Source organism: Luteimonas terricola, assembly GCF_004352845.1.
GTDB classification, from domain to species: domain Bacteria; phylum Pseudomonadota; class Gammaproteobacteria; order Xanthomonadales; family Xanthomonadaceae; genus Luteimonas; species Luteimonas terricola.
In genome coordinates this window covers 868875-893038 of sequence record NZ_SJRX01000001.1, presented here as the reverse complement: position 1 = coordinate 893038, position 24164 = coordinate 868875, and the positions used below count along the sequence as shown (strand labels likewise).

Sequence of the window (24164 nt, the reverse complement as noted above, 5' to 3'; positions counted from 1 at the left end):
GGTTCAGGCCTCGGCCGTCGCCGCCTCCGCCTTCGGGCTGCTGGTGCGGATCAGGTGGTCGAACGCGCTCAGCGCGGCCTTGGCGCCTTCGCCCATGGCGATGACGATCTGCTTGTAGGGCACCGTGGTGGCGTCGCCCGCGGCGAACACGCCCGGCAGCGAGGTGCGGCCGGCGTCGTCGACGACGATCTCGCCGCGAGGGCTGAGTTCGATCGTGCCCTTCAGCCACTCGGTGTTGGGCAGCAGGCCGATCTGCACGAACACGCCCTCCAGCTCCACGCGATGGGAATCGCCGCCGGCGCGGTCGCGGTAGACCAGGCCGTTGACGCGCTTGCCGTCGCCGAGCACCTCGGTGGTCTGCGCGGAAGTGATGATGCGGACGTTGGACAGGCTGCGCAGCTTGCGCTGCAGCACTTCGTCGGCGCGCAGCTGGCTGTCGAACTCGACCAGGGTCACGTGGCTGACGATGCCGGCGAGGTCGATCGCGGCCTCGACGCCGGAGTTGCCGCCGCCGATCACCGCCACGCGCTTGCCCTTGAACAAGGGGCCGTCGCAGTGCGGGCAGTAGGCCACGCCCTTGTTGCGGTACTGGTCCTCGCCGGGCACGCCCATCTGCCGCCAGCGCGCGCCGGTGGCCAGGATCACGCTGCGGCCGCGGACCGCTGCGCCGCTCTCGAGTTCGACGGTGGTGATGCCGTCGTCGTCCTGGCTGAGCGCACTGCCGCGCTGCAGGTTCATGATGTCGACGTCGTACTGGCGCACGTGCGCTTCGAGCTGTGCCGCCAGGCGCGGGCCGTCGGTTTCCTGCACCGAGATGAAGTTCTCGATCGACATGGTGTCGAGCACCTGGCCGCCGAAGCGCTCCGAGGCCACGCCGGTGCGGATGCCCTTGCGCGCGGCATAGATCGCGGCCGCGGCGCCGGCGGGGCCGCCGCCGACCACGAGCACGTCGAACACGTCCTTCTTCGCGATGGCCGCGGCGTCGCGCTTGGCGGCACCGGTGTCGAGCTTGGCGACGATCTGCTCCAGGCTCATCCGGCCCTGGTCGAAGACTTCGCCGTTGAGGAACACGGTCGGCACCGACATCACCTCGCGCGCCTCGACTTCGTCCTGGAACAGGGCGCCGTCGATGGCCACGTGGTGGATGTTGGGGTTGAGCACGGCCGCCAGGTTCAACGCCTGGACCACGTCCGGGCAGTTCTGGCAGGACAGCGAGAAATAGGTCTCGAAGCGGTACTCGCCCTCGAGACCGCGGACCTGCTCCAGCAGCTCCGGCGCGGCCTTCGACGGATGGCCGCCGACCTGCAGCAGGGCCAGCACCAGCGAAGTGAACTCGTGGCCCATCGGCAGGCCCGCGAAGCGCAGGTCGATGTCATGGCCGGGGGAGGTCACGGCGAAGGAGGGCTTGCGGTGGGCATCGTCGCGCGACACCTCGACCGAGACCTTGTCCGACAGCGCGCGGATGTCTTCCAGCAGTTCCAGCATCTCGGCGGAGCTGGTGCCGTCGTCGACGCTGGCCACCAGCACCACCGGGCGCTGCAGGCGCTCGAGATAGGCCTTGAGCTGGGTCTTGAGATCGTCTTCGAGCATGGGGAACTCCTGGTAAACGGCAAGGCGGGGGCCTGCGTCCCGTCATCGACGGGTCGCATCCGGCGTGGGGATGGACCGCAGGCCGCGCCGTGGCACGGACTCCGGTCCAGCCCCACCCCACTGGAAGCGGGGTGGGCTGGGCGCCTGCAGGAGCGGCTATAGCCGCGATCGCTGCTGTAGCAGCTCCTACAAAAGCTCGGCGGACTTAGATCTTGCCGACCAGGTCCAGCGACGGCTTCAGCGTCTTCTCGCCTTCCTTCCACTTGGCCGGGCACACCTCGCCCGGATGGGCGGCGACGTACTGGGCGGCCTTGACCTTGCGCAGCAGCTCCAGCGCGTCACGGCCGATGCCCTCGGCGGTGATCTCGATCGACTGGATCACGCCTTCCGGGTCGACGATGAAGGTGCCGCGGTCGGCCAGGCCGGACGGGCGCAAGATCTCGAAGCCCTTGGAGATCTCGTGGGTCGGGTCGCCGATCATCGGATACTGGATCTTGCCGATCGCATCCGAGGTGTCGTGCCAGGCCTTGTGCGAGAAGTGGGTGTCGGTCGACACGCTGTAGATCTCCACGCCGAGCTTCTTGAACTCGTCATGGTTGATCGCCAGGTCCTCGAGCTCGGTCGGGCAGACGAAGGTGAAGTCGGCCGGGTAGAACACGAATACGGACCACTTGCCCTTCAGGTTGGCGCTGTCGACTTCGACGAATTCGCCGTTGTGGTACGCGGTAGCCTTGAACGGCTTGATTTCGGTATTGATGACGGACATGGAATCCTCATGGGTGGGTGGGAAGGGGCACCGGCGCTGCCGGACGAAGGGAATGTTAGGTACAGACTATCAATAAGTGAAGTTAATTGTAGTTATCCAATCAATAGTTGATATCTATGAATAATGAACGCAGCGTCTCGCAATCCCTTGCGCTGGCCCGGGAGCAGATCACGGCTGACGAGGCCGCACTGCTGCTGTTGGAGGTGCTGGATCGCCCGCGCTCCTGGCTGTATGCCCATGGTGAATCCGTCCTGCCGGCAGACGCCGAGGCGCGGTTCCGGGGCCTGGTGGCCCGGCGCGCCGCAGGCGAGCCCGTGGCCTACCTCCTCGGCCGGCGCGGTTTCTGGACCCTGGGCCTGACGGTGACGCCGGACACCCTGATCCCGCGCCCGGAAACCGAGTTGCTGGTCGAAGAGGCGCTGGCGCGGCTGGATCCCGGGGCGCCGGCGCGCGTGGCCGATCTCGGCACCGGCAGCGGTGCGATCGCGCTGGCCATCGCCAGCGAGCGGCCGCTGGCGCAGGTGGTCGCCACCGATCGCAGCGAAGCCGCGCTTGCAGTGGCACGCGACAACGCGCTGGCCCATGGCCTGGGCGATCGCGTGGAATGCCGCGCCGGCGACTGGTTCGCGCCGCTGTCGGGGGAGCGCTTCGACCTGGTGGCCAGCAATCCGCCCTATATCGCCGATGGCGATCCGCACCTTGGGCAGGGCGACCTGCGACACGAACCGCCGTCCGCGCTGGCGTCCGGCGCCGATGGCCTGGACGCGATCCGGGCCATCGCGGCGGCGGCGTCGGAGCACCTGGTCGCTGGCGGCTGGCTGCTGCTCGAGCACGGCTTCGACCAGGGGCCGGCGGTCCGCGACCTGCTGCTGGCGGCGGGTCTGGATGCGGTGGCCACCGTGCCCGACCTCGAGGGCCGCGACCGCGTCAGCCTCGGGCGCAGGCCCGTGGTTTGAGCGGGACCGGCTGCTAGACTGGCCGCGTTTTTCCGTACGAGGCCGTATCTGCATGCGCACGCTGTATCCCGAGATCGAACCCTTCGACACAGGCACGCTCCGTGTCGACGATCGCCACGTCCTGTACTACGAGCAGTGCGGCAATCCCGAGGGCAAGCCGGTGGTGCTGTTGCATGGCGGCCCGGGCGGCGGTTGCACGGAGAAGATGCGCCGCTTCCACGACCCGGCGAAGTACCGCATCGTGCTGTTCGACCAGCGCGGCTCGGGCCGCTCGACACCGCATGCCGACCTCGTCGACAACACCACCTGGCACCTGGTCGAGGATATCGAGCGCCTGCGCGCACACCTGGGCATCGACTGCTGGCAGGTGTTCGGCGGCTCCTGGGGCTCGACCCTGGCCCTGGCCTACGCCCAGGCGCACCCGAAGCAGGTTGCCGCGCTGGTGCTGCGCGGCATCTTCATGCTGCGTCGCTGGGAGCTGGAATGGTTCTACCAGGAGGGCGCGTCGCGCCTGTTCCCGGAGGCTTGGCAGCATTACATCGCGGCCATTCCGGAAAGCGAGCGCGGCGACCTGATCGCGGCCTTCCACCGCCGCCTGACCTCCGACGACGAAGCCACCCGCCTGGCCGCCGCGCGCGCCTGGAGCGTGTGGGAAGCGGCGACCAGCTTCCTGCACATCGATCCCGGTTTCATGGCCGACCATGAGGATCCGCAGTTCGCGCTGGCCTTCGCGCGGATCGAGAACCACTATTTCACCAACGCCGGCTTCTTCGAAGTCGACGACCAGCTGCTGCGCGATGCCTACCGCATCGTCGACATCCCCGGTGTCATCGTGCACGGCCGCTACGACGTGGTCTGCCCGATCCAGAACGCCTGGGACCTCCATCAGGTCTGGCCCAAGGCCGAACTGGTGGTCACGCCGACCTCGGGCCATTCGGCCTTCGAGGCGGAAACGGTCGACGCCCTGGTGCGGGCGACCGACCGCTTCGCCTGATCCTGCGCGGGTGGGGCGAAGCTTGCGGGAGTCAGGGCCCCGCCCGACTCAGGCCTTCGTGCCGTCGGGGTTGTGCTCGATCATCCACAGCCCCGCCCAGAGCTTGAGGTCGAGCTCGTAGCCCTCGGCGTATTTCTGCATCAGCCAGGCCGGGGCGGTCGCGCGCGGGATGGCATGGACGGTGATCGCCTCGTCGTCGACGCCGCCGCCATCGCCGACCTTGCGCAGGTCCAGCGCGCGGGCGAAGGCGATGCGCTCGTTGCTCATGCCCGATGAGGTGGGACCTGTCAGCAGCACGTCGATGCGCCCGGCGTCCCAGCCGGTTTCCTCGATCAGCTCGCGGCGCGCGGCGGACTCCAGGGTGTCTTCGCTGAAATCGTCGCCGACCAGGCCGGCGGGCATCTCGATCGTGCGCGCGCCCAGCGGCACGCGATACTGCTCGACGAACAGGACGTGGTCGTCGGGCGTCACCGCGATCACCAGCACGGCGAGGCCGTCCTTGCCGTGGGTGCGCTCGCAGGATTCCCAGTGGCCGCGCTTGACCATGCGCAGCCATTCGCCCTTGTAGAGGACCTCGGGCTCGTCCGTGTGCTGTTCGCGACTGTCGTTGTCCATGGCCCGATCCTAACCCCGCGCGCCTAAGCCCGCGCAGCGGCGGGCGCGCTGTCGCCGGCGAAGGTCTCCAGCCGGCGGCGCGTCATCGGGCCGAAGCCCACCGCGTCGGCGAACGCGGCCAGGGTGCCGGCCTCGGCCGCGGCGCGCGCGAACGGCGGGGCCGCATCGAGCAGCGGCGCGTCGCAGGCGATCGTCGACAGCTGCCGGTACAGCAGCACCTGTTCGCGGTGTTCGCGCAGTCGCACGGCGACGGTGGCCGCGCCCCGCAGGCGCAGGAAGGCCACTTCGTCCATGCGTTCGAGCAGGGCGTCGAGGCTGCCGAAGTGAGCGAGCAGCACGGCGGCGGTCTTGCTGCCGACGCCGGGCACGCCGGGGATGTTGTCGACCGCGTCGCCGCACAGCGCAAGGTAGTCGGCGACCTGGTGCGCGTGCACGCCGTGGCGCGCCTTGACCCCGGCAGCGCCCCAGCGCTGCCCGCGGGCGTAATCCCACTGCTCGTCGTGGGTTTCCAGCAGCTGTGACAGATCCTTGTCCGCCGACACGATCACGCCGCGGAAGCCGTCCCTGCGCGCCGCCACCAGCGCTGCGCCGATCAGGTCATCGGCCTCGTATTCGCGATGCGCCAGCACCGGCAGCCCGAGCGCAGCACACAGCGCCTTGCAGTAGGCGAACTGGCGCTTGAGTTCGACGGGGGCCGGGTCGCGGTTGGCCTTGTAGGCCGGGTACAGCGCGTTGCGGAAGCAGGAGTCCAGGGCTTCATCGAACGCGATGGCGATGTGCCGCGGCCGCTCGCGCTCGAGCAGGTCGAGCAGGAAGCGGGCGAAGCCGTGCACCGCGTTGGTCGGCCAGCCGTCGGCGTCGTGGAAGCCGTCGGCCGGCATCGAATGCCAGGCACGGAACACGTACAGGCTGGCGTCGACCAGGTACAGCGGCAGCGCGGGCGCTGGCAGGCTCACGCCGCCGGCACCCACTCGCGCAGCAGCGCGGCGGGGTCGGGGCGCGCGCGTTCGGGCGGCTCGAAGGTCGGCGTGCCGATGTGGATGAAGCCGGCGACGCACTCATGCGCGCCGAGACCGAGCAGTGCGTGCACCGCCGGGTCGTAGGCCGGCCAGCCGGTCAGCCATGTGGCACCGAATCCGAGCCCCTGCGCTGCCTGCAGCAGGGCGAAGCAGGCGCAGCCCGCGCTGAGCAGGCGTTCCTGCTCCGGGATCGCGTCGTCGTCGGGGTCGAGCACCGCCACGACCACCACCACCAGTGGCGCATGTGAGAAGCGGGCGCGATCCTTGTCGACGGCGGCCTCGTCGGCATCGGGATGCAGCTCCAGGCCCCGCGCGGCAACCGCGTCGCCCAGCGTGGCGCGCGCGTCGCCGGCGATCGACAGGAAGCGGAACGGCACGCGCCTGCCGTGATCGGGCACCCGCACCGCGGAGGCGAGCATGCGCTGGAGCTCGGATGCGGTCGGGCCGGGCTCCGCGAGCTTCCTCGCGGGCACCGAGCGCCGGGCGTCGAGAGCGGACAGGGCGGTGGAACTTGGGCTATTTGCGATTGCAGTCACAGACGTCAATGGCTCCATTCAGGGATGGTACGAGTGGGTGCATCCCCCAGCACCGGACGCATCCAGATGATCGCAGAAGAACCCCGCGCCTACCCGTCCCCCCGGTCCCGCCAGGGCGGAATGCGCGATCCCGCCCGCCTGTTCGAGGCCGTCAGGCGCGAAACGGTGACCGAACTGGGCGGCGTGCTGTCGGGCTTCTGGGGCACGATCGAAGAGCAGGTGCGCCTGGAGGCGCTGGCCGGGCACGACTACAGCGGCGCGCAGGACGACCGCATGGCGGTGATGGCCCTGGGCCACCGTGCACTGGAGCTGGCCACCCGCTACCGCGAAGTGCTTGAGCGCGAGTTCGACTCCTGGCGCGAGCCGCCGGTGGCACGTACGGACGACAAGTCGCTGAGCCTGATGTCCGAAGGCGAACTCGAGATCCATCTGGCCGGCCAGCACACCACCGAACTCCTCGACCACCAGTTCCTGCATCCGCTGGAGCAGCTCGACGAGCGCATGCAGGCGCTTGCCGCGGCGCTGGGCGTCGAAGGCAAGCGCGCGAACCCGGTGCGCCCGGAGGCGGCGGTGGCCGCCTTCGTCGACCTCTTCGGCGCAGAGGACCTGACCCGCGGCCTGCGTCCGCTGGTGTTCAACCAGTTCGACAAGCGCCTGCCCGAAGTGCTGGGCGATCTCTACGAAAAGCTCAACGAACTGCTCGGGGGCGCAGGCTTCGGCGTGCAGTCGCGTGACGATGCGGGCGGCTCCGGACGCACTCGTGCCGGAGGGCGGGGCGGCCCCGGCCAGCAGTCCGGCCAGCCTCCGGGCCAGCCCGGCCAGCAGGTCGGCGGCGCGGCGCAGGCCGGCAGCGGCGAGGCTGGCTGGGTTCCCGATGGCGGCACGGTGGAACACCTTGGCGGGGTCCCGGGCGGCGGTGGGCGCGGCGGCGTCCCTGGCGCAGCGATGGACGGCAGTGGCGTGGGTGGCGGTGGAGCGGGAGCCGGCGGCGGCATCGGCGCCTCGATCGCCGCGAGTGCGCTGCATGCCGCGTCCGCCGGAGGGCGTCCGCCGCGCTACCGCGACGTGGTCCGTGAACAGCTCGCGCACTGGCGTGCCGCGGGTGCCGACGCGGCCGATACGGGCGACGAGACGGAGGCTTCATCCGCGGGGGATGCAGACATGCCTGCCGGCGCCGGAGTGCTGCGCACCGAGGACCTGCTCAACGTCGCCCAGATCCTGCAGGGCGATGATTCCGCCCCGTATTCCCGCGCGCTCGCCGCCAGCGATGCCCGCGAACTCACCCGGGTCATGCGCGAGGCCATCCTCGGTGGCGTGCGCCAGCTCGGCCTGGATGCCGACGCCACGCACTTCAGCGTCGACGAGGAAGACGCGATCGACCTGGTGGGCATGTTGTTCAGTTCGATCAACGACGCCAACGATCTCGAGGACCGCGCGCGTGACTTCTTCGGTCGCCTGGTGGTGCCCTACCTGAAAGTGGCGCTCACCGACGACTCCATGTTCAACCGCCGCAGCCACCCGGCGCGGCGCATGCTCGACGTGCTGACCGAGGCCTGCGACGGCAACGCCGGCGAGACCCCGCAGGACCGCGAGACCCTCGACCGTGCCGAGCGCGCGGTCGATCGCGTGGTCGAAGAGTACGACGACGACCAGGCCATCTTCGAACTCGCCTCCAGCGAGCTGCGCGACCAGCTCGAGCAGCAGCGCCGCCGCACCGATCTGGCCGAGAAGCGCGCGGCCGAGGCCATCCATGGCCGCGAACGCCTGCAGCAGGCGCGTGCGCATGCCGCCGAGCTCGTCGCATCGCGGCTGTCCGAGCGCGCCCTGACGGCGTCGGTGGCGCAGTTCCTCGACCGCAACTGGCGCCATCACCTCACCCAGGCCTGGCTGCGCGACGGGCCGGGCACCGCCCGCCACCACCAGGCCATCGCCCTGGGCGACGCCATGGTCCAGGTGGACGCCGACGCCGCGCAGGCCCGTGGCCGCGTGGTTGCCGAGCAACTGCTGGCGCTGCAGGTGCCGCTGGGCGAGTGCTATTCGAGCTGCGGCATGGATGCCACCGCCGCCCGCGACGCCATGGCGCGGATCATCTCCGCATTGGGCCTGCCCGATGCGCCGCGCAAGGTGCATCGCCCGGAAGCACCGGCCGATGACGCCGAGGGCGGTGTGGACGACGCGTCCACACTCTCGGGGCTGCAGCTCGCAGGCGGCACCGACACCCTCGATTTCGATCCCGAGGTCGCCGCACGCATGCGCCGGCTCAGGGTTGGCCAGGGCCTGCGCCTGATCGATGGTGGCGGCCACGAAACCGCGGCCCGGATCGCCTGGGTCAGCCCGCTGACCGGGCGTTTCCTGGTGGTCAACCGTCGCGGGGCGCGCAGGATGGTGGTCTCGCCGGAAGAGCTCACTGCCCTGGTCGCCGCCGGCCGGGTGGTGGTGCGGTCCAATGACGCCCCCTTCGACGAGGCCATGCGCCAGGTCTGGCAGCACCTCAATCCGAAGAAGCAGGTGAACGAGCGCTGAGCCGCATCGCACGCCGCCGGCGCTTTCGCTAGGATGGCCGCAGCGCAAACCGGGGAGCGGGCATGGCAGTGAGCATAGGCGTAGTGCGCGAGTCCGCGCCCGGTGAACGACGGGTTGCCTTGACCCCCGAAACCTGCAGGAAGCTGGTGGCCGCCGGCGCCACGGTGGCGGTCGAGCGCGGCCTTGGCGCACTTGCTCATTTCCCCGACGAGGCCTATGCCACCGCCGGTGCGACCCTGGTCGACGACGCCTCGGCGGCGCTGTCCGGCGCCGACCTGGTGCTCTGCGTGCAGGCGCCGGCGCCCGATGTGCTGGCAACGCTGCGCGAAGGTGCCGCGATCATCGGCCAGCTGCAGCCGGAAGGGGATCCGGCGCGTGCCGAAGCGATCCGCTCGCGCGGCCTGGTCGCGTTTCCGCTCGAGCGCCTGCCGCGCACCACGCGTGCGCAGGCGATGGACGTGCTCAGCTCGCAGGCGGGAATGGCCGGCTACAAGGCGGTGCTGATCGCCGCCCAGCTGGCACCGCGCTTCTTCCCCATGCTCACCACCGCGGCCGGCACCATCCGGCCGTCGAAGGTGCTCGTGATCGGTGCCGGCGTGGCCGGCCTGCAGGCGGTCGCCACCGCGCGCCGGCTGGGCGCGCAGGTGGAATGCTTCGACGTGCGTCCTGAAACGCGCGAACAGATCGAATCGCTGGGCGGCCGCTTCCTCGACCTCGGCGTGAGCGCCGCGGGCGAGGGCGGCTACGCGCGGGCGTTGACCGAGGAGGAGCGCGCCGAGCAGCAGCGCCGCCTGGGCGAGCACCTGCGCGGCATCGACGCCATCGTCTGCACCGCGGCGGTGCCCGGGCGTCCGGCGCCTCGGATCATCACCGCGTCCATGGTCGAGGGCATGGCGCCGGGCAGCGTGATCGTCGATCTGGCTGCCGAGACCGGCGGCAACTGCGAACTCACGCGCCCCGGCGAGACCATCGACGCCGGCGGCGTCACCGTGGCCGGGCCGTTGAACCTGGCCAGCAGCGGCGCCCTGCATGCCAGCGAGATGTTCGCGCGCAACGCGTTCAATTTCGCCAGCCTGCTGGTCTCCGAAGGCGCGCTCGCCTTCGACTGGGAGGATGAACTGCTGGCGAAGACGGTCTGGCCGCCGCGCGAAGGCTGAGCCGGCAGCTGCTGTCGAAAAAAAGGTTCTTCTCCCAACTGAGGGAATGGCGCGCCATAGCTAGAGCGCGGGCGCCGGGTGCCAAGGCCCTTGAGCGCTCATGTCCCCCGGCGCTGGCCTGCGGCCATCGCCTCCTCCTTGACTTCGCTCTCAAGGGCCTTGGCACCCGGTGCGCAACAATACGCGGTGGCCCGAGGAGCGCAAGCTGGTCACCCGCGCACCTGCAGCAACGCCGAGCCCCGTCGTGGCCGGGAGGCCATCGCGGGGAAGTCAAGGAGGAGGCATCCTCCGCCAGGCGGAAGCCGGGGGCGAAGCCGCGAAGGCCTCCCGGCCACGGCGGGGCCCCCCAGGTCACCGCGAGGCGTAGCGAAAGAGGCAGACACTCCTCGTCGAACCGGTTCCCCGGAGTTCGGAGATGAACCAAAAAAGGCGGCTGGCGTCAGCCGCGCTCCGCGCCGGGCGGCGCGGCCTGATCAAGCCTGTTCAACGGTCCCCGGATGCCTCGGGCGGGGCCGGGTTGGCCTTGCTCCAGGCACGTCGCTGTTCCGGGCCCATTGCACGCCACTCTTCGCGCAGGGCAGCGCGCTCGGCCTCGGGCAGCGTTCGCAGCCGTGCGTAGAGCGCGCGCATCGCCTCGCGCTTGTCGGGATCCATCTTCCGCCAGCGTTCGGCGCCGCGGCGGGCGCGCTCGCGCTGCCCGGGATCCATGTCCTGCCAGCGTTCGGCGTGGGCCAGCATGTGCGCGCGCTTTTCCGGATGGTCGTTCCAGCGCTGGCGCACGGGGGCGATCAGCGCGTCGCGCTGGGCCTGGGTGAGCTGGTCCCAGGCCGGCGGCGGCGAAGCGCCGTCCGCGGGCTGGGCGACGGCGGGCAGCGCGAAGGCCAGGGCCAGGGGCAGCAGGAGAACGGCGATCGATCGGGTGCGGATGTTCGGCATGGTGCTCACTCCATGGCCAGGATCTGGCTGTCCTGGGCGGCGAGCCACAGGAACAGGTCGGGGTCTTCGTCGAGGGCGGCGAAGCCTTCGTCATACGTGGCCGCCTCGACGGCCTCGGTGGCCGCCGCCAGCGTGGGGACGGACTCGCCCGCGGGTGCGGGTTCCAGGCCGGGCTGGCGCAGCCCGATGGCCAGTGCGAACACCGCCGCGCAGGCTGCCGCCAGCCACCAGCCGGCGGCGCGATGGAGCGGGCGGGCCGGCGTTTTCGCGGCGTTTTCGCGGCGTACGCGCAGTGCGTACAGCGTGCGCGACGGGACCTGTTCGACCGCCTGTGCGTGCAGTGCCCGCATGCTCCGGTCGAAGTCGTCTTGGCGCTTGTCGTTCATCGGAAATCCTCCAGTCGCTTTTGCAGCGCGCCGCGTGCGCGCGACAGGTGTGTCTTGACCGAACCCTCGCTGCAGCCCATGACGCGCGCGGTGGTCGCCACGTCGAGCTCTTCCAGCACGCGCAGGCCGAAGGCCTCGCGCTGGCGCCGGGGCAGGTCGCGCAACGCTGCGACCACCTCGCCCCAGGCCTCCTGGCCATCGTGGGCGCGGGATGGATCCGGGCCGGCATCCGCCCATTCCACGCCGGCCTCCTGGCGTTCGTCGGCCGAGGTCATCCAGCCCAGGCGCAGGGTCCGCCGCCGCTGTACGTCGACGATGCGGCTGCGCAGGATGGTCCAGAACAGCGGCGTCCATTCATCCGCAGGACGCTCGCGATAGCCGAGCATCTTCACCATCGCGTCCTGCACCGCGTCGAGCGCGTCCTCGCGGTGGCGCAGGCCGGCCTCGGCGAAGCGATAGGCGCGCGCGGCGATCCCATCGAGGAAGGCCTCGAGGGTCTCGGCCCCGGCCGCCGGGACAGGCGGTCCAGGGGCGCGGGTGGCGGCGTCCGCGGGCATGGCGTCCAGCATAGCCACCCCCGGGCCGTCGCGATGTGCTTGCAGGCTGCCATCCATGTCGCACGCGTCTACTGGGGTCGGGAATGACAACGCACGCGGCTGCGACCGGTTGACACTGGCGGTCGCGGCGGCGCGCCGGGCGGTTATGATCGGCGTGGGCTGTCCGGGGAGAGCACGTGTGGCCGATGGATTCGTGGCGCTGTACATCTTCATGCTGGCGGCGATCGCCGGCCATGTGATCATTTCGCGGGTGCCGGTGATCCTGCACACACCGCTGATGTCGGGATCGAACTTCATCCACGGCATCGTGCTGATCGGCGCGATGGTGGTGCTGGGACACGCCGACACCACGCTGGAAAAGGCGATCGGCTTCGTGGCCGTGCTGATGGGCGCGGGCAATGCCGCGGGCGGCTACGTCGTCACCGAGCGCATGCTCGAGATGTTCAAGCCCAGCGACAGGACCAAAAGCGGCAAGGGGGGCGGCGCATGAGCGTCCAGGAAATCCTCCTGCTGGTGATCAAGGCCAGCTACCTGGTCGCCGCGACCCTGTTCCTGCTCGGCCTGCAGCGCATGGCCTCGCCGCGCACCGCGCGCAGCGGCATCCAGTGGGCCGGCGTGGGCATGGTGCTGGCGACCCTGGTCACCTTCTTCATCCCGGGGCTGCAGAACATCGCGCTGATGGTGGTCGCGCTGGCGCTGGGCACGGTGCTGGCCTGGGTTTCCGGCAAGAAGGTCGCGATCACCGACATGCCGCAGATGGTGGCGCTGTACAACGGTCTCGGCGGCGGTTCGGCCGCGGCGATCGGTGCGGTCGAGTTGCTGCGCTGGTCGGCGGCGGGGCAGGCGACCACGCAGACGGCGGCGGTGCTGGCGGTGCTGGGCGCGTTGATCGGCTCGGTGGCGCTGTCGGGTTCGATCATCGCCTGGGCCAAGCTCGACGGGCGCATGGACAAGCGCTACAGCTTCCCCGGCATGCAGTTGTTCAATGCCGCGGTGTTCCTGGCCGCGGTGGTGCTGGGCGGCATGGTGGTGCACTCCCTGGGCGTGCCGCAGATTGCGGCCTTCTTCGTGGTGGCGCTGGCGCTGGGCGTGCTCATGACGCTGCCCATCGGCGGTGCCGACATGCCGGTGGTGATCTCGCTGTACAACGCGCTGACCGGCCTTGCGGTGGCGTTCGAGGGCTATGTGCTGGGCAACGAGGCCCTGATCATCGCCGGCACCATGGTTGGCGCGGCGGGCATGCTGCTGACCCGGCTGATGGCCAAGGCCATGAACCGCTCGATCAAGAGCGTGCTGTTCTCGAACTTCGGCGCGACCGGCGAAGCCGCGGAGATCACCGGCAGCCAGAAGCCGATCGATGCCGCCGACGTCGCGGCGATGATGGCCTACGCCGAGCGCGTGGTGATCGTGCCCGGTTACGGCATGGCCGTCGCCCAGGCGCAGCACAAGATCTGGGAGCTGAGCCAGCGCCTGATCGAGCGCGGGGTGAAGGTGAGGTTCGCCATCCACCCGGTGGCCGGGCGCATGCCGGGCCATATGAACGTGCTGCTGGCCGAGGCCGGCGTGCCCTATGACCTGATCGTGGACATGGACGACGTCAACCCCGAGTTCCGCAACACCGACGTCAGCCTGGTGATCGGTGCCAACGACGTGGTCAACCCGGTCGCCAGGACCGACCCGGCGAGCCCGATCTACGGCATGCCGATCCTCGACGTGGTGGAGTCGAAGAACGCGATCGTCATCAAGCGCGGCAAGGGCAAGGGTTTCGCCGGCATCGAGAACGCGCTGTTCTATGCCGACAACACGCGCATGCTCTACGGCGACGGCGCGGAGATGGCCAGCGCCCTGGTCAGCGAGCTCAAGGCGCTCGACGGCGGCCACTGAGCCGCCGTACACGTCGCACGGGAGCCATTCAGCGGCTGCAGACCGCGGCCACGACCAGCCCGGCCGCCAGCCATGCGAGGTCGATGGCGTCGTTGGCAAGGCGTACCAGCAGCCATGCGTGTTCGACGCCGAGCTTGCCCATCGATGCCCAGGGCGCCAGGCCGAGCATGCGGCCGACCTCGTTGGCGGCGATGCCCCAGTTCGCCAGCGCGATGGCGAGCGCCGTGGCCAGGACCCCGCAGGCCGCGCGCGCAACGCCCGGGCGGAACCCGCCCATGCGCAGCAACAGCGCCGCGTCCAGCGCGGCGACCACCGCCATCCAGCTGCCCTGGCCGCGGGTCGCCTGGGCCACGAGGATCCATGCGGCGGCGATGCCGATGCTTCCGGCGAGCGCCAGTGCCAGCGCCGTCGAGGGCCGGAATCGGAATGGGGGCATGGAACGCAGCACCGTTCGTGGCGGTACAGGATAGCGCCCCGGTGGGCGGTAGAATGGCGCACTTGCATCGACGCGCCGTGACCACGCCATGTATTCCCGAAACAGTGAACCCGTCCGCCTGGAACGCGACTGCGCCGCGGTGCTGGTGCCGCAGGGCGACGAGGTGACCCTGCCGGCGGGCAGCATCGGCTACATCACCCAGGCGCTGGGCGGCAGCTTCACGGTGTTCATCGAGGGCAACCTGTTCCGGATCGCCGGCCGGGATGCGGACGCCATCGGCAAGGAGCCGCCGCAAGCGCTCGAGCTCGACGAAGGCGCCGACGACGCCGCGGTGGAGCGGCTGGTGTGGTCGCAGATGCGCACCTGCTTCGACCCCGAGATCCCGATCAACATCGTCGACCTCGGCCTGGTCTACGAGGCCAACGTCACCCATCGCGACGACGGCCAGCGCCTGGTCGAGGTGCGCATGACCCTGACCGCCCCCGGCTGCGGCATGGGCGACATCCTGGTCGACGACGTGCGCAGCAAGATCGAGATGATCCCGACCGTGGTCGAAGCCGACGTCGAGCTGGTGTTCGACCCGCCGTGGACGCGGCACATGATGTCCGAGGCCGCGCGTCTGGAAACCGGAATGTTCTGACCCCGGCGGTGGGCGCAAGGCCCATCGTTCCTGTTTCGACAGGCAATTGTCTGAATCGTGACTAAGCGCACGTCTTGCGCTGCCAACTGCATCCAGTTCCCGCTTGCATGGCTGCGAAGCTGTCGCTTAGCGTCACTTTGCGGACAAAAAATGTCAGTCCGCCCATGTCGGCGGATGCCAGGAACGGGGAGGGATCCCGGAGCGGCGGCCACCGGCGCTTCGCCGCCCCGCGCGGCATTCCATCCGTTCCGGGAACTCCACACATGACCGACGCAAAGCTCCGCCGGGCGCGCATGCACGCGCTTGCGCTTGCCACCACCGTGGCCCTGTCTTCCCTCGCTGTCGCACCGGCATTCGCGGCCGACCGCATCAACCTCAGCGGCCTGCAGGCGTCCGAACAGCACGACCGCTTCATCATCAAGTATGTCGGTGGCAGCCCCGAGCAGGCGAGCGCGAAAGAGCGCGATGCCGCCCTCAGGGCGGCCGCCGGCGTCGTCCCGGCCGGCGTGCGCGGGGCGCCGTTGGCGCTGCGCCACGAGCGCCGCATGGCGGTGGGCGCCGAGGTCATCTCCACCAGCCGCAAGCTCGACCGCGTGGAGGCCGAGAGCCTGATGCGCCAGATCGCGGCCAACCCGAACGTGGAATATGTCGAGGTCGACAAGCTCAACAGGCTCGTCCTGACCCCCAACGACACCCACTTCGGGCAGCAGTGGGGCTATGGCACCGGTGCCGGCGGCATCCGCGCGACCGAGGCCTGGGACACCACCAGTGGCTCCGGCACCGTGGTCGCGGTGCTCGACACCGGCATCACCAACCACAGCGACCTCAACGCCAACGTGCTGCCGGGTTACGACTTCATTTCCACCGCATCGGTGGGCGGCGACGGTGACGGGCGCGACAGCGATCCCAGCGACCCGGGCGATTACTACGGCGGCTACGCCTCGAGCTGGCACGGCACCCATGTCGCCGGCACCGTGGCCGCGGTGACCAACAACGCGAAGGGCGTGGCCGGTACCGCCTATGGCGCAAAGATCGTCCCGGTGCGCGTGCTCGGCCGTGGCGGCGGCTACGACTCCGACATCGCGGACGCCGTGATCTGGGCGTCGGGCGGTTCGGTCAGCGGCGTGCCCGCCAACGCCAACCCGGCCGAGGCCATCAATCTCAGCCTGGGCGGGTCGGGAAGCTGCGGCAGCGCCATGCAGAGCGCGATCAACGGCGCGGTCGGCCGCGGCTCGACCCTTGTCATCGCGGCCGGCAACAGCAATGCCGATACCTCGGGCTTCTCGCCGGCGAACTGCAGCAACGTCATCGCCGTGGGTTCGATCACCAGCACCGGCGCGCGCTCGAGCTTCTCCAACTACGGCGCCATCGTCGACATCGCGGCCCCGGGCTCGAACATCTACTCCACCCTCAATACCGGCACCCAGGGTCCGGGCAGCGAGAGTTATGCCAGCTACAGCGGCACCTCGATGGCGGCGCCTCACGTGGCCGGCGTCGTTGCCCTGATCCAGTCGGTGTCCAATCCGGTCAAGACACCGGCCCAGGTCGAGGCGCTGATCAAGAGCACGGCGCGCGCCTTCCCGTCGACGCCTTCCCAGCCGATCGGGGCGGGCATCGTCAATGCCAAGGCCGCGGTGGATGCGGCGGCCGGTGGTGGCGATCCGGGCGATCCCGGTGGCGACGAGCTGCAGAACGGCACGCCCGTGACCGGCGTCTCGGGTGCCAGCGAAAGCGCCCGGTACTGGACGATCACGGTCCCGTCGGGCGCCACCAACCTCACCATCGCCACCAGCGGCGGTTCCGGCGATGCCGACCTCTACGTGCGCCGCGGCTCGCAGCCGACCACGTCGACCTACGACTGCCGGCCCTATCGCGCGGGCAATGCCGAGAGCTGCAGCTTCACCAATCCGCAGGCCGGGACCTGGCACGTGATGGTGCGTGGCTACTCGGCGTTCTCGGGCCTCACGCTGACCGGCAGCTACACTGTCGCCGGTGGAGGCGGCGACCAGCTGCAGAACGGCGTGCCGGTCACCGGCCTGTCGGGCGCGGCGTCCAGCGAGCGCCGCTACACCATCCAGGTGCCGACTGGCCGCAGCCAGCTGCGCCTGCAGATGTCCGGCGGGACCGGCGACGCCGACCTGTACCTGCGCCACGGATCGGCACCGACCACCACGGCGTACACCTGCCGTCCCTACCTGACCGGCAACAACGAGACCTGCACCATCAACAGCCCGGCCGCGGGCACCTGGCATGTCCTCGTGCGCGGATACAGCGCGTACTCGGGCGTGTCGCTGGTGGGGACGTACTGATCGCAGACGCGTACCGGCAGCCGTGAGTAGGCAGCCGAGCCCCTCCCACGCTTGCGGGGGAGGGGCTTCCATGTGGGCGGGTGCGGGAAGGCGGGGCGGGACGCCGTGCGCGTCAGGCGGGCTCGAAGCGGTTCGCGGCGACGTTCTTGCGGACGCTGAGCGGGTCCCAGATGCGCCCGTTCATGGCGATGTAGACGCCAGCCGGCAGCGACTGCACGGCGCCCACCGCGGTGCCGATGTTGAACTCCGCGTCCGAGCCGCGGAAGCGCGCCGGGTTGAGCGCGCCGGTGAGCACGATGGTGCGGTCGTCGAGCGATGACAGCGCTTTCGCGGTCTCGACCATGGTGTCGGTGCCGTGGGTGACCAGCACGTGGCGCGCCTGCTGGGCGGCGATGGTGGCGCGCAGCAGTTCGCGGTCGGCGTCGTCGATATGCAGCGAATCCTTGCGGATGATCGGGATCACGCGGAAGCGGAAGGCGACCCCGAGCTCCTCGAGGATGCGCCCGATCTGCGGTTCGCCCACCTGGAAATCCGACTTGTCGTCGAAGTAGACCTTGTCGATCGTGCCGCCGGTGGTGACGATCAGCAGTTCTTCCATCGCGTGTTCCTCGAATGCCCGGCCGAGGCCTGCGCGGTGCGCGGGCCGAATGCGCATTCTAGTCTTTCGCGCGCCCTTGCCCTTCGCGTCGCCCACCGAAGCGGCCACGCAGCCCCGGCCAGCACGAAGCGCAGATGATGCCCAGCGCCAATGCCACTTCACCCAGTGCGAAGCCGCGGCCATCGGCGCGCTCCCAGGCCAGCATCACGCCGTGGCAGAACCAGGCCAGCGCGAGCACCCCGGCCCAGAACGGAGCCGTGGGCCGGCGTGCGAGTACGCCGAGGGCGAGCAGCAGCGGCGGCAGGGCGAACACCGCCAGCGCCTGCAGGTAGCGCGCATCGCCCGCGAACCAGGCCGCGAACAGCGCCGCCAGCGCCAGCAGCAGGACCGCCAGCACGCGTTGGGATGCGGCCAGGGCCATCAGCCCAGCCTCGCTGCGAGTCCTGCGATGCGGCGCCCCAGCGCGCGCGCCAGCTTCGATTCCTCGTCGCTGGGCGTCGGATCGTTGTCGCCGCCGGCGACATGGCTGGCACCGTAGGGCGTGCCGCCGCTGCGCGTGGCCGACAGCCCCGGCTCGGTGAACGGGATTCCGGCGATCACGCAGCCGTGGTGCAGCAGCGGCAGCATCATCGTCAGCAGGGTCGACTCCTGGCCGCCGTGCATGGTGGCGGTGGACGTGAACACCGCGGCCGGCTTGCCGACCAGGGTGCCGCTGGCCCAGTCGCTGCCGAGGCCGTCGATGAAGTGCTTCAGGGGCGCGGCCATGTTGCCGAAGCGGGTGGGGCTGCCCAGCAGCAGGCCGGCGCATTCGGCGAGGTCGCGGGCTTCGACGTAGGGTGCGCCGTCCTCGGGCACGGGCGGCGCCGCGTTCGTGGTCACCGGCGCCACCGGCGGCACGGTGCGCAGGCGCGCCGACATGCCTTCGACTTCGCCGATGCCGCGCGCCACCTGGCGTGCGAGCGCGGCGACCGAGCCGCCGCGGCTGTAGTACAGGACCAGGATCTCGGCCATGGGTTCTCCTCCGGGGCGGCAAGCATAGCCGCAGCCGCCAGGGCGCGGCGGTGCCGCGATCGGTTAACCTCGCGACGATGGAGCCACTGGATTCGCTCAACCGCTGGGGCGAGCGCCTGCGTGATCGCGCGCGCGCCGTGACGTTCGCGCGCTTCCTGTGGCGGCGTTTCCTCGACGACCGCCTGTTCGAGGCCGCCGGCGCGCTGTCGTTCACCACCACCTTCGCCCTGGTGCCGCTGACGATGGTGGTGTTCGGCGTGCTCTCGGCATTCCCCGTGTTCGAGGAATGGCGCGACCTGCTCAGCGAGTTCATCTTCGCCAACTTCGTGCCCAGCTCGGCGCAGGGCGTGCGCGACTGGCTGCTGTCGGTCTCGGGCAACACCGGCAAGCTCACCGCGGTGGGCGTGATCGCGCTGGTGGCCTCGGTGCTGGTCACGCTGTTCGGGATCGAATCCGCCTTCAACCGCATCTGGCGGGTGCACACCGCGCGGCCGCAGCTCTCACGCTTCCTGGTGTACTGGACCGTGCTCACGCTGGGCGCGCTGGTGGCCGCGGCCAGCCTCTCCGTGCTGGGGCGGATCTTCGCGCTGGAGATGTTCCGGACCGGCGCCGGGCAGTGGCTGCAGTCGGCGATGCTGGACGCCGCGCCGGTGGTGATCGAACTGCTGGCCTTCGCCCTGATCTACCGCGTGGTGCCGCACCGCACGGTGCATTGGCGGCACGCCTTCGCCGGCGCCGTGGTGGCGGTGGTGCTGCTGGAGATCGGCCGCCGGCTGATCGGCATCTACCTCGGCAGCTTCAACGCCTACCAGCACATCTACGGCGCGGTGGCCTTCGTGCCGATCTTCCTGCTGTGGCTGTACTTCGGCTGGGTGAGCATCCTGCTGGGTGCCTCGTTCGCGTCGTCCGTGTCGGCCTTCCGCTACCAGCCTGCGCACCTGCGGCTGCCGCAGGGCTACGAGATCTACGCGATGCTGCGCCTGCTGGCGCGCTTGCGCGAGGCTCGCAGCGAGGGCCGCGGCCTGCACAGCGAAGAGATCCTGGACTGCGAGCCCGTGCTCACCGATGCGCTCGTGCAGGAGACGCTGGCCCAGTTGGCGTCGATCAGCGTGGTGCGCCGGGTCGAGACCGGCGAATGGCTGCTCGCCCGCGACCTCGATACCCTGAGCCTGGCCGAACTCTACGAGGCCGGCCAGCTGCGCATCCCGATCGCCGAGGCGCACCTGCCCGGTGCCGACGACGCCCGCGGCGCCGCGGTGATCGCCACCATCGACCAGCTGCGCCTGCCGCTGCGCGACCTGCTCCGTCGCCGCGTCGGCGACTGCCTCGACCCACCCGGGGAATGAACATGCATTTTCGCCACGCCCTTGTCGCCTGCCTTGCCTTGTTGCTCCTTGCCGCCTGCCAGCGGGAGGACGCGCAGTCGCCGGCATCGCCCGCACCCGCCACGACGCCGGAGGCTGGCGCAGACGCTGCAGGTGGCGATGCGGGGACGGCGACGACGTTGCCCGCATCGCCGGCAGCGGCCGCCGCCCAGGGGGGCGCCGAGTTTCCCGGCCTGGTGGTGACGACCCTCGACGGGGCCAGTTACGACCTGGCCGAACGCCGGGGCCGCTGGGTGGTGGTGAACTTCTGGGCGACCTGGTGCGCGCCGTGCCTGAAGGAGATGCCGGAACTGTCCGCGCTCGACGCCATGCGCGAGCACGTGGAGGTCATCGGCCTGGCCTACGAGGACACCGACCCCGAGACGCTGCGCATGTTCCTGGAGACGCGCCCGGTGGTCTATCCGGTGGCCATTGTCGATGTTTACGACCCGCCGCGCGATTTTCCGACCCCGCGCGGGCTGCCGCTGACCTGCCTGGTCGCGCCCGACGGGCGCCTGGTGAAGACCTTCCTCGGTCCGGTCACCGCGGCCGAGCTGGAACAGGCCATCGAGGCCGCCGGCGGACCCGCGCCGGGGCAGCCTGGCTGAGCGACGCCGGCTGCGCGCTCAGTCGTTGTCGATGGCGTAGCGCGGGATCGGCTCCAGCGCGCCGTAGCGCTCCCTGAGCGGCTTGCCCGGCAGCGGCGGGAACTCCGGGTGGACCGCCGGCACCGCCACGTCGGGCAGCCGGTCGAGCAGGTCCCGGATCAGCGTCAGCCGCCCCGACTTCTGGTGGTTGTAATCGACCAGCGTCCAGGGCGCGTGCGCCGTATGGGTGGCCTCGAGCATGGCCTCGCGGGCGCGGGTGTAGTCGTCGTAGCGCAGCCGCGCCTCGCGGTCGATCGGCGACAGTTTCCAGGCCTTCAGCGGATCCTCGCGGCGCTCGGCGAAGCGCTCCTCCTGCTGCTCCTGGTTGCAGCACAGCCAGTACTTGAACAGATGGATGCCGTCGTCGACCAGCAGCTTCTCGAACACCGGTGCCTGCTTCAGGAAGGCCTCGACCTGGGCGTCGGTGGCGAAGCCCATGACCTGCTCCACGCCGGCGCGGTTGTACCAGCTGCGGTCGAACAGCACGATCTCGCCCGCGGTCGGCAGGTGCGGGACGTAGCGCTGGAAGTACCACTGCCCCTGTTCGGCCTCGCTGGGCTTGGGCAACGCGGCCACGCGGTACTGGCGGGTGTCGAGGTGCTCGGTGATGGCCTTGGCGGTGCCGCCCTTGCCGGCGGTGTCGCGGCCTTCGAGCACGATGACGATGCGCTCGCCGCGGTGCCGGGCCCAGCGCGCCATGGCGACCAGCTCGTGCTGCAGCTGCTCGAGTTCCTGCGCGTAGGCCTTGCCCTTGATCTTCGCCATCACGCCTTCCTCCGTGTGTTCAGGCCGCCTGTTCCGACAGCCGTGCCAGCTCGTCGGCCTGGTGTTCGCGGGTGAGGCGGTCCACCAGCGCGTCCAGCGCGCCGTCCATGACGTTGGGCAGGTCGTACAGCGTCAGCCCCTCGACGCGGTGGTCGGTGATCCGGCCCTGCGGGTAGTTGTAGGTGCGGATGCGCTGGCTGCGGTCGCCGCTGCCGACCTGCAGCTTGCGGCTGGCGGCGGTGGCCGCGGCGCGGCGCTCGGCTTCGGCCTGGACCAGGGTCGCGCGCAGGCGCTTCATCGCCTTGTCGCGGTTGGCGTGCTGCGAGCGCTCGGTCTGCGATTCCACCACCACGCCCGAGGGCAGGTGGGTGATGCGGATCGCCGAGTCGGTCTTGTTGACGTGCTGGCCGCCGGCGCCGGACGAGCGGAAGGTGTCGATGCGCAGGTCGGCCGGGTTGATCTCGATCGGCTCGCCTTCGTCCTCGACCGGGATGATCGCCACGGTCGCCGCGGAGGTGTGGATGCGGCCCTGGGACTCGGTTTCCGGCACGCGCTGCACGCGATGGGTCCCGGATTCGAACTTGAGCCGGGCGTAGGCGCCGGCGCCCTCGATGCGGGCCACGGCCTCACGGACGCCGCCGTGCTCGCCGGCGTTGGACGATTCGATCTCGACGCGCCAGCCCTGGCGCTCGGCGTAGCGGGCGTACATGCGCAGCAGGTCGCCGGCGAAGATCGCGGCCTCGTCGCCGCCGGTGCCGGCGCGCACTTCCAGGTAGATGCCGCCGTCGTCGCGGGCGTCGCGCGGCACCAGCAGCGCCATCAGGGTGTCGTCGAGCTCGGCCAGGCGCGCGGTGGCGGCCTCGACTTCATCATCGGCCAGTTCGCGCAGTTCAGGATCGGCGCGCATCGCCTCGGCGGCTTCAAGGTCGGCGCGCGCGCGACCTTCGTCGGCGAGCGCGGCGGCGAGCGGCGCGAGACCGGCGAATTCGCGTGACAGGGCCCGGAACTTCGCCTGGTCGGCGGCCACCGAAGGTTCGGCCAGCAGGCGTTCGAGCTCGTCGCGGCGCTCGGCCAGGGCCTCGAGCTTACGGCGCAGCGTCGGCAGCATCGTCGTCGTTCCGGGCGACGGCGGGCGTCGGTTCCTCCGGCGGCAGCATGCGCGCGACCGCGTCGAGCATGCCGGCATCGCCGCTGGCCGCAGCTTCGCGCAGCGCCGCGGTCGGTGGGTGCAGCAGGCGGTTGGTGAGGGTGTGCGCCAGGAATTCCAGCACGGCCTCGGGCGGCTGCCCGGATGCCAGCTGCTGGCGCGCGCGGTCCAGCACGTCGGCGCGCACCGCGTCACCGTGGGCGCGCAGGCGCTTGATCGGGCCGCTGCGCGCACCGGTGGCCTGCTGGCGCGCGTAGTGGGCCACCTGCAGGTCGATGATCGACTCGGCGGCGTCGGCGGCCTCGCGGCGGTTGCGGCGGTTGTCCTCGACCGCGCGCTCGAGATCGTCGACGGAGTACAGGTAGGCGTCGCGCACCTGGCCGACTTCGGGCTCGATGTCGCGCGGCACGGCGAGGTCGAGCAGCAGCATCGGCCGCTGGCGGCGCGCCGCCAGCGCGGCTTCGACGTGGGCGCGGCGGATCACGGGCGTGCGGCTGGCGGTGGCCGAGAGCACGATGTCGGCCAGGTGCAGGTGGTGGTGGAGCTCCTCCAGCGGCAGGGCGGTGCCGCCGTGGCGGTGCGCGAGCTCCTCGGCGTGGCGGTAGGTGCGGTTGGCGATCATCAACCGCTTGACCTTCGCCGCCGCCAGGTGGCGCGCGGCCAGCTCGATGGTCTCGCCGGCGCCGACCAGCAGCGCGACCGAATCCTCCGGTCGCGCGAAGCTGTCCTGCGCCAGGCGCACCGCCATCGAGGCCATCGACACCGGGCTGTTGCCGATGCGGGTCTCGGTGCGCGCGCGCTTGGCGGTGACGAAGGCGTGCTGGAACAGGCGGTCGAGATGGCCGCCAAGCGTGCCGGCGCCACGCGCGGCCGACCAGGCCTGCTTCACCTGGCCCAGGATCTGCGGCTCGCCCAGCACCATCGAGTCCAGGCCGGTGGCGACCCGGAACAGGTGGCGCGCGGCCTCGTCGTCGGCATGGCGGTACAGGTAGGCCTGCAGCGAGCCGGCGTCGCCGATCGGATCCTCGGGATGCGTGGCCAGCCAGTTGACCAGCGCGCGGCCGTCGTCATCGGCCACCGCATAGAGCTCGGTACGGTTGCAGGTCGACAGCAGCGCCACTTCCCGCACGCCGGGCAGGGCGCGCAGGTCGGCCAGCGCGCGCTGCAGCCGGTCGTCGGCAAAGGCCACCCGTTCGCGCAGTTCAACCGGCGCGGTCTGGTGGTTGAGGCCGATGGCGACGAGGCTCATGGGTTCAGGTGCTTGCGATAAAGTGCTGGCATGACACGGCGACATTTTACGGTGCCCGGGCACCGCGCGTCCCGGACGC

At 70.6% G+C, this 24164-nt stretch carries 25 protein-coding genes; 10 read left to right on the top strand and 15 right to left on the bottom strand.

Features of this window, described 5'->3' with window-relative positions; genetic code table 11:
• Positions 1-3: 3 nt before the first annotated feature.
• Both ahpF and ahpC read right to left on the bottom strand, forming a co-directional pair.
• Positions 4-1590 carry an alkyl hydroperoxide reductase subunit F gene (gene ahpF, locus E2169_RS04205; protein ID WP_132985315.1) on the bottom strand — a complete coding sequence of 529 codons (1587 nt, stop codon included), beginning with the start codon at positions 1588-1590 and terminating at the stop codon, positions 4-6.
• 205 nt (positions 1591-1795) lie between these two features.
• On the bottom strand, positions 1796-2356 hold the full coding sequence (gene ahpC, locus E2169_RS04200) for an alkyl hydroperoxide reductase subunit C (protein ID WP_132985314.1): 561 nt from the start codon (positions 2354-2356) through the stop codon (positions 1796-1798).
• Positions 2357-2472: 116 nt separating this feature from the next.
• Here ahpC and prmC point away from each other — a divergent pair, with 116 nt between their 5' ends.
• Both prmC and pip read left to right on the top strand, forming a co-directional pair.
• Entirely contained in the window at positions 2473-3312 is an 840-nt protein-coding gene (gene prmC / locus E2169_RS04195; protein ID WP_132985313.1) for a peptide chain release factor N(5)-glutamine methyltransferase, read from the top strand.
• Positions 3313-3364: 52 nt separating this feature from the next.
• The gene (pip, locus tag E2169_RS04190; RefSeq protein WP_132985312.1) at positions 3365-4306 is read left to right on the top strand and encodes a prolyl aminopeptidase; all 942 of its coding nucleotides are present in this window, start codon (positions 3365-3367) and stop codon (positions 4304-4306) included.
• 48 nt (positions 4307-4354) lie between these two features.
• On the opposite strand, the gene E2169_RS04185 is transcribed toward pip, so the two are convergent.
• From E2169_RS04185 to E2169_RS04175, 3 genes are read right to left on the bottom strand one after another with little or no spacing between them, the layout of a single operon-like run.
• On the bottom strand, positions 4355-4921 hold the full coding sequence (locus E2169_RS04185) for an NUDIX hydrolase (protein ID WP_132985311.1): 567 nt from the start codon (positions 4919-4921) through the stop codon (positions 4355-4357).
• 23 nt (positions 4922-4944) lie between these two features.
• Positions 4945-5877 carry a 5'-3' exonuclease gene (locus E2169_RS04180; RefSeq protein WP_132985310.1) on the bottom strand — a complete coding sequence of 311 codons (933 nt, stop codon included), beginning with the start codon at positions 5875-5877 and terminating at the stop codon, positions 4945-4947.
• A complete protein-coding gene (locus E2169_RS04175) occupies positions 5874-6494 on the bottom strand; it encodes a nitroreductase family protein (protein WP_132985309.1) in 621 nt (206 codons plus the stop codon). Before E2169_RS04175 ends, E2169_RS04180 begins: the two co-directional genes overlap by 4 nt.
• 102 nt (positions 6495-6596) lie before the next feature.
• On the opposite strand from E2169_RS04175, the gene E2169_RS04170 reads away from it, so the two are divergent.
• Positions 6597-8999, top strand: coding sequence for a DUF1631 family protein (locus E2169_RS04170; RefSeq protein WP_165942323.1), 2403 nt, complete (start codon positions 6597-6599; stop codon positions 8997-8999).
• Positions 9000-9061: 62 nt separating this feature from the next.
• A complete protein-coding gene (locus E2169_RS04165) occupies positions 9062-10156 on the top strand; it encodes an NAD(P) transhydrogenase subunit alpha (RefSeq protein ID WP_132985307.1) in 1095 nt (364 codons plus the stop codon).
• A 483-nt stretch (positions 10157-10639) separates the two neighbouring features.
• Here E2169_RS04165 and E2169_RS04160 read toward each other — a convergent pair whose 3' ends face one another.
• From E2169_RS04160 to E2169_RS04150, 3 genes are read right to left on the bottom strand one after another with little or no spacing between them, the layout of a single operon-like run.
• Positions 10640-11092 carry a DUF3106 domain-containing protein gene (locus E2169_RS04160; RefSeq protein WP_132985306.1) on the bottom strand — a complete coding sequence of 151 codons (453 nt, stop codon included), beginning with the start codon at positions 11090-11092 and terminating at the stop codon, positions 10640-10642.
• A 5-nt stretch (positions 11093-11097) separates the two neighbouring features.
• Positions 11098-11478, bottom strand: coding sequence for a hypothetical protein (locus E2169_RS04155; protein WP_132985305.1), 381 nt, complete (start codon positions 11476-11478; stop codon positions 11098-11100).
• On the bottom strand, positions 11475-12047 hold the full coding sequence (locus tag E2169_RS04150) for an RNA polymerase sigma factor (RefSeq protein WP_370465137.1): 573 nt from the start codon (positions 12045-12047) through the stop codon (positions 11475-11477). Before E2169_RS04150 ends, E2169_RS04155 begins: the two co-directional genes overlap by 4 nt.
• 166 nt (positions 12048-12213) lie before the next feature.
• Between E2169_RS04150 and E2169_RS04145 the strand changes: the two genes are divergently transcribed.
• Both E2169_RS04145 and E2169_RS04140 read left to right on the top strand, forming a co-directional pair.
• Complete coding sequence (locus E2169_RS04145) at positions 12214-12525, top strand: NAD(P) transhydrogenase subunit alpha part 2 (protein WP_132985304.1); 312 nt, start codon at positions 12214-12216, stop codon at positions 12523-12525.
• On the top strand, positions 12522-13919 hold the full coding sequence (locus E2169_RS04140) for an NAD(P)(+) transhydrogenase (Re/Si-specific) subunit beta (protein ID WP_132985303.1): 1398 nt from the start codon (positions 12522-12524) through the stop codon (positions 13917-13919). Before E2169_RS04145 ends, E2169_RS04140 begins: the two co-directional genes overlap by 4 nt.
• Before the next feature lie 28 nt (positions 13920-13947).
• Here E2169_RS04140 and E2169_RS04135 read toward each other — a convergent pair whose 3' ends face one another.
• Positions 13948-14355, bottom strand: a complete 408-nt coding sequence (locus E2169_RS04135; RefSeq protein ID WP_132985302.1) for a hypothetical protein — start codon at positions 14353-14355, stop codon at positions 13948-13950.
• An 88-nt stretch (positions 14356-14443) separates the two neighbouring features.
• Here E2169_RS04135 and sufT point away from each other — a divergent pair, with 88 nt between their 5' ends.
• Together sufT and E2169_RS04125 are read left to right on the top strand one after the other, a co-directional pair.
• Positions 14444-14995: a putative Fe-S cluster assembly protein SufT gene (gene sufT, locus E2169_RS04130; protein WP_132985301.1), complete on the top strand. Its 552-nt coding sequence runs from the start codon at positions 14444-14446 to the stop codon at positions 14993-14995.
• A gap of 263 nt (positions 14996-15258) precedes the next feature.
• Entirely contained in the window at positions 15259-17304 is a 2046-nt protein-coding gene (locus E2169_RS04125) for a S8 family peptidase (protein ID WP_132985300.1), read from the top strand.
• 112 nt (positions 17305-17416) lie between these two features.
• Here E2169_RS04125 and E2169_RS04120 read toward each other — a convergent pair whose 3' ends face one another.
• The 3 genes from E2169_RS04120 to wrbA are packed head-to-tail and all read right to left on the bottom strand — an operon-like array spanning position 17417 to position 18913.
• Positions 17417-17902, bottom strand: coding sequence for an asparaginase domain-containing protein (locus E2169_RS04120; RefSeq protein ID WP_132985299.1), 486 nt, complete (start codon positions 17900-17902; stop codon positions 17417-17419).
• Positions 17903-17960: 58 nt separating this feature from the next.
• Positions 17961-18323: a DUF2069 domain-containing protein gene (locus E2169_RS04115; RefSeq protein ID WP_132985298.1), complete on the bottom strand. Its 363-nt coding sequence runs from the start codon at positions 18321-18323 to the stop codon at positions 17961-17963.
• Complete coding sequence (gene wrbA / locus E2169_RS04110) at positions 18323-18913, bottom strand: NAD(P)H:quinone oxidoreductase (RefSeq protein WP_132985297.1); 591 nt, start codon at positions 18911-18913, stop codon at positions 18323-18325. Before wrbA ends, E2169_RS04115 begins: the two co-directional genes overlap by 1 nt.
• A 77-nt stretch (positions 18914-18990) precedes the next feature.
• Here wrbA and E2169_RS04105 point away from each other — a divergent pair, with 77 nt between their 5' ends.
• Entirely contained in the window at positions 18991-20259 is a 1269-nt protein-coding gene (locus tag E2169_RS04105; protein WP_132985296.1) for a YihY family inner membrane protein, read from the top strand.
• A 2-nt stretch (positions 20260-20261) separates the two neighbouring features.
• The gene (locus tag E2169_RS04100) at positions 20262-20885 is read left to right on the top strand and encodes a TlpA family protein disulfide reductase (RefSeq protein ID WP_132985295.1); all 624 of its coding nucleotides are present in this window, start codon (positions 20262-20264) and stop codon (positions 20883-20885) included.
• An 18-nt stretch (positions 20886-20903) separates the two neighbouring features.
• Here the strand turns inward: E2169_RS04100 and ppk2 are convergent, their stop codons facing one another.
• The 3 genes from ppk2 to hemA are packed head-to-tail and all read right to left on the bottom strand — an operon-like array spanning position 20904 to position 24085.
• Complete coding sequence (gene ppk2 / locus E2169_RS04095; RefSeq protein WP_132985294.1) at positions 20904-21689, bottom strand: polyphosphate kinase 2; 786 nt, start codon at positions 21687-21689, stop codon at positions 20904-20906.
• Between the two features lie 19 nt (positions 21690-21708).
• Positions 21709-22797 (bottom strand): peptide chain release factor 1, encoded by a 1089-nt coding sequence (prfA, locus tag E2169_RS04090; RefSeq protein ID WP_132985293.1) that lies wholly within the window; start codon positions 22795-22797, stop codon positions 21709-21711.
• The gene (gene hemA, locus E2169_RS04085) at positions 22775-24085 is read right to left on the bottom strand and encodes a glutamyl-tRNA reductase (protein ID WP_132985292.1); all 1311 of its coding nucleotides are present in this window, start codon (positions 24083-24085) and stop codon (positions 22775-22777) included. The genes prfA and hemA overlap by 23 nt, the downstream gene beginning before the upstream one ends.
• Positions 24086-24164: the final 79 nt, after the last annotated feature.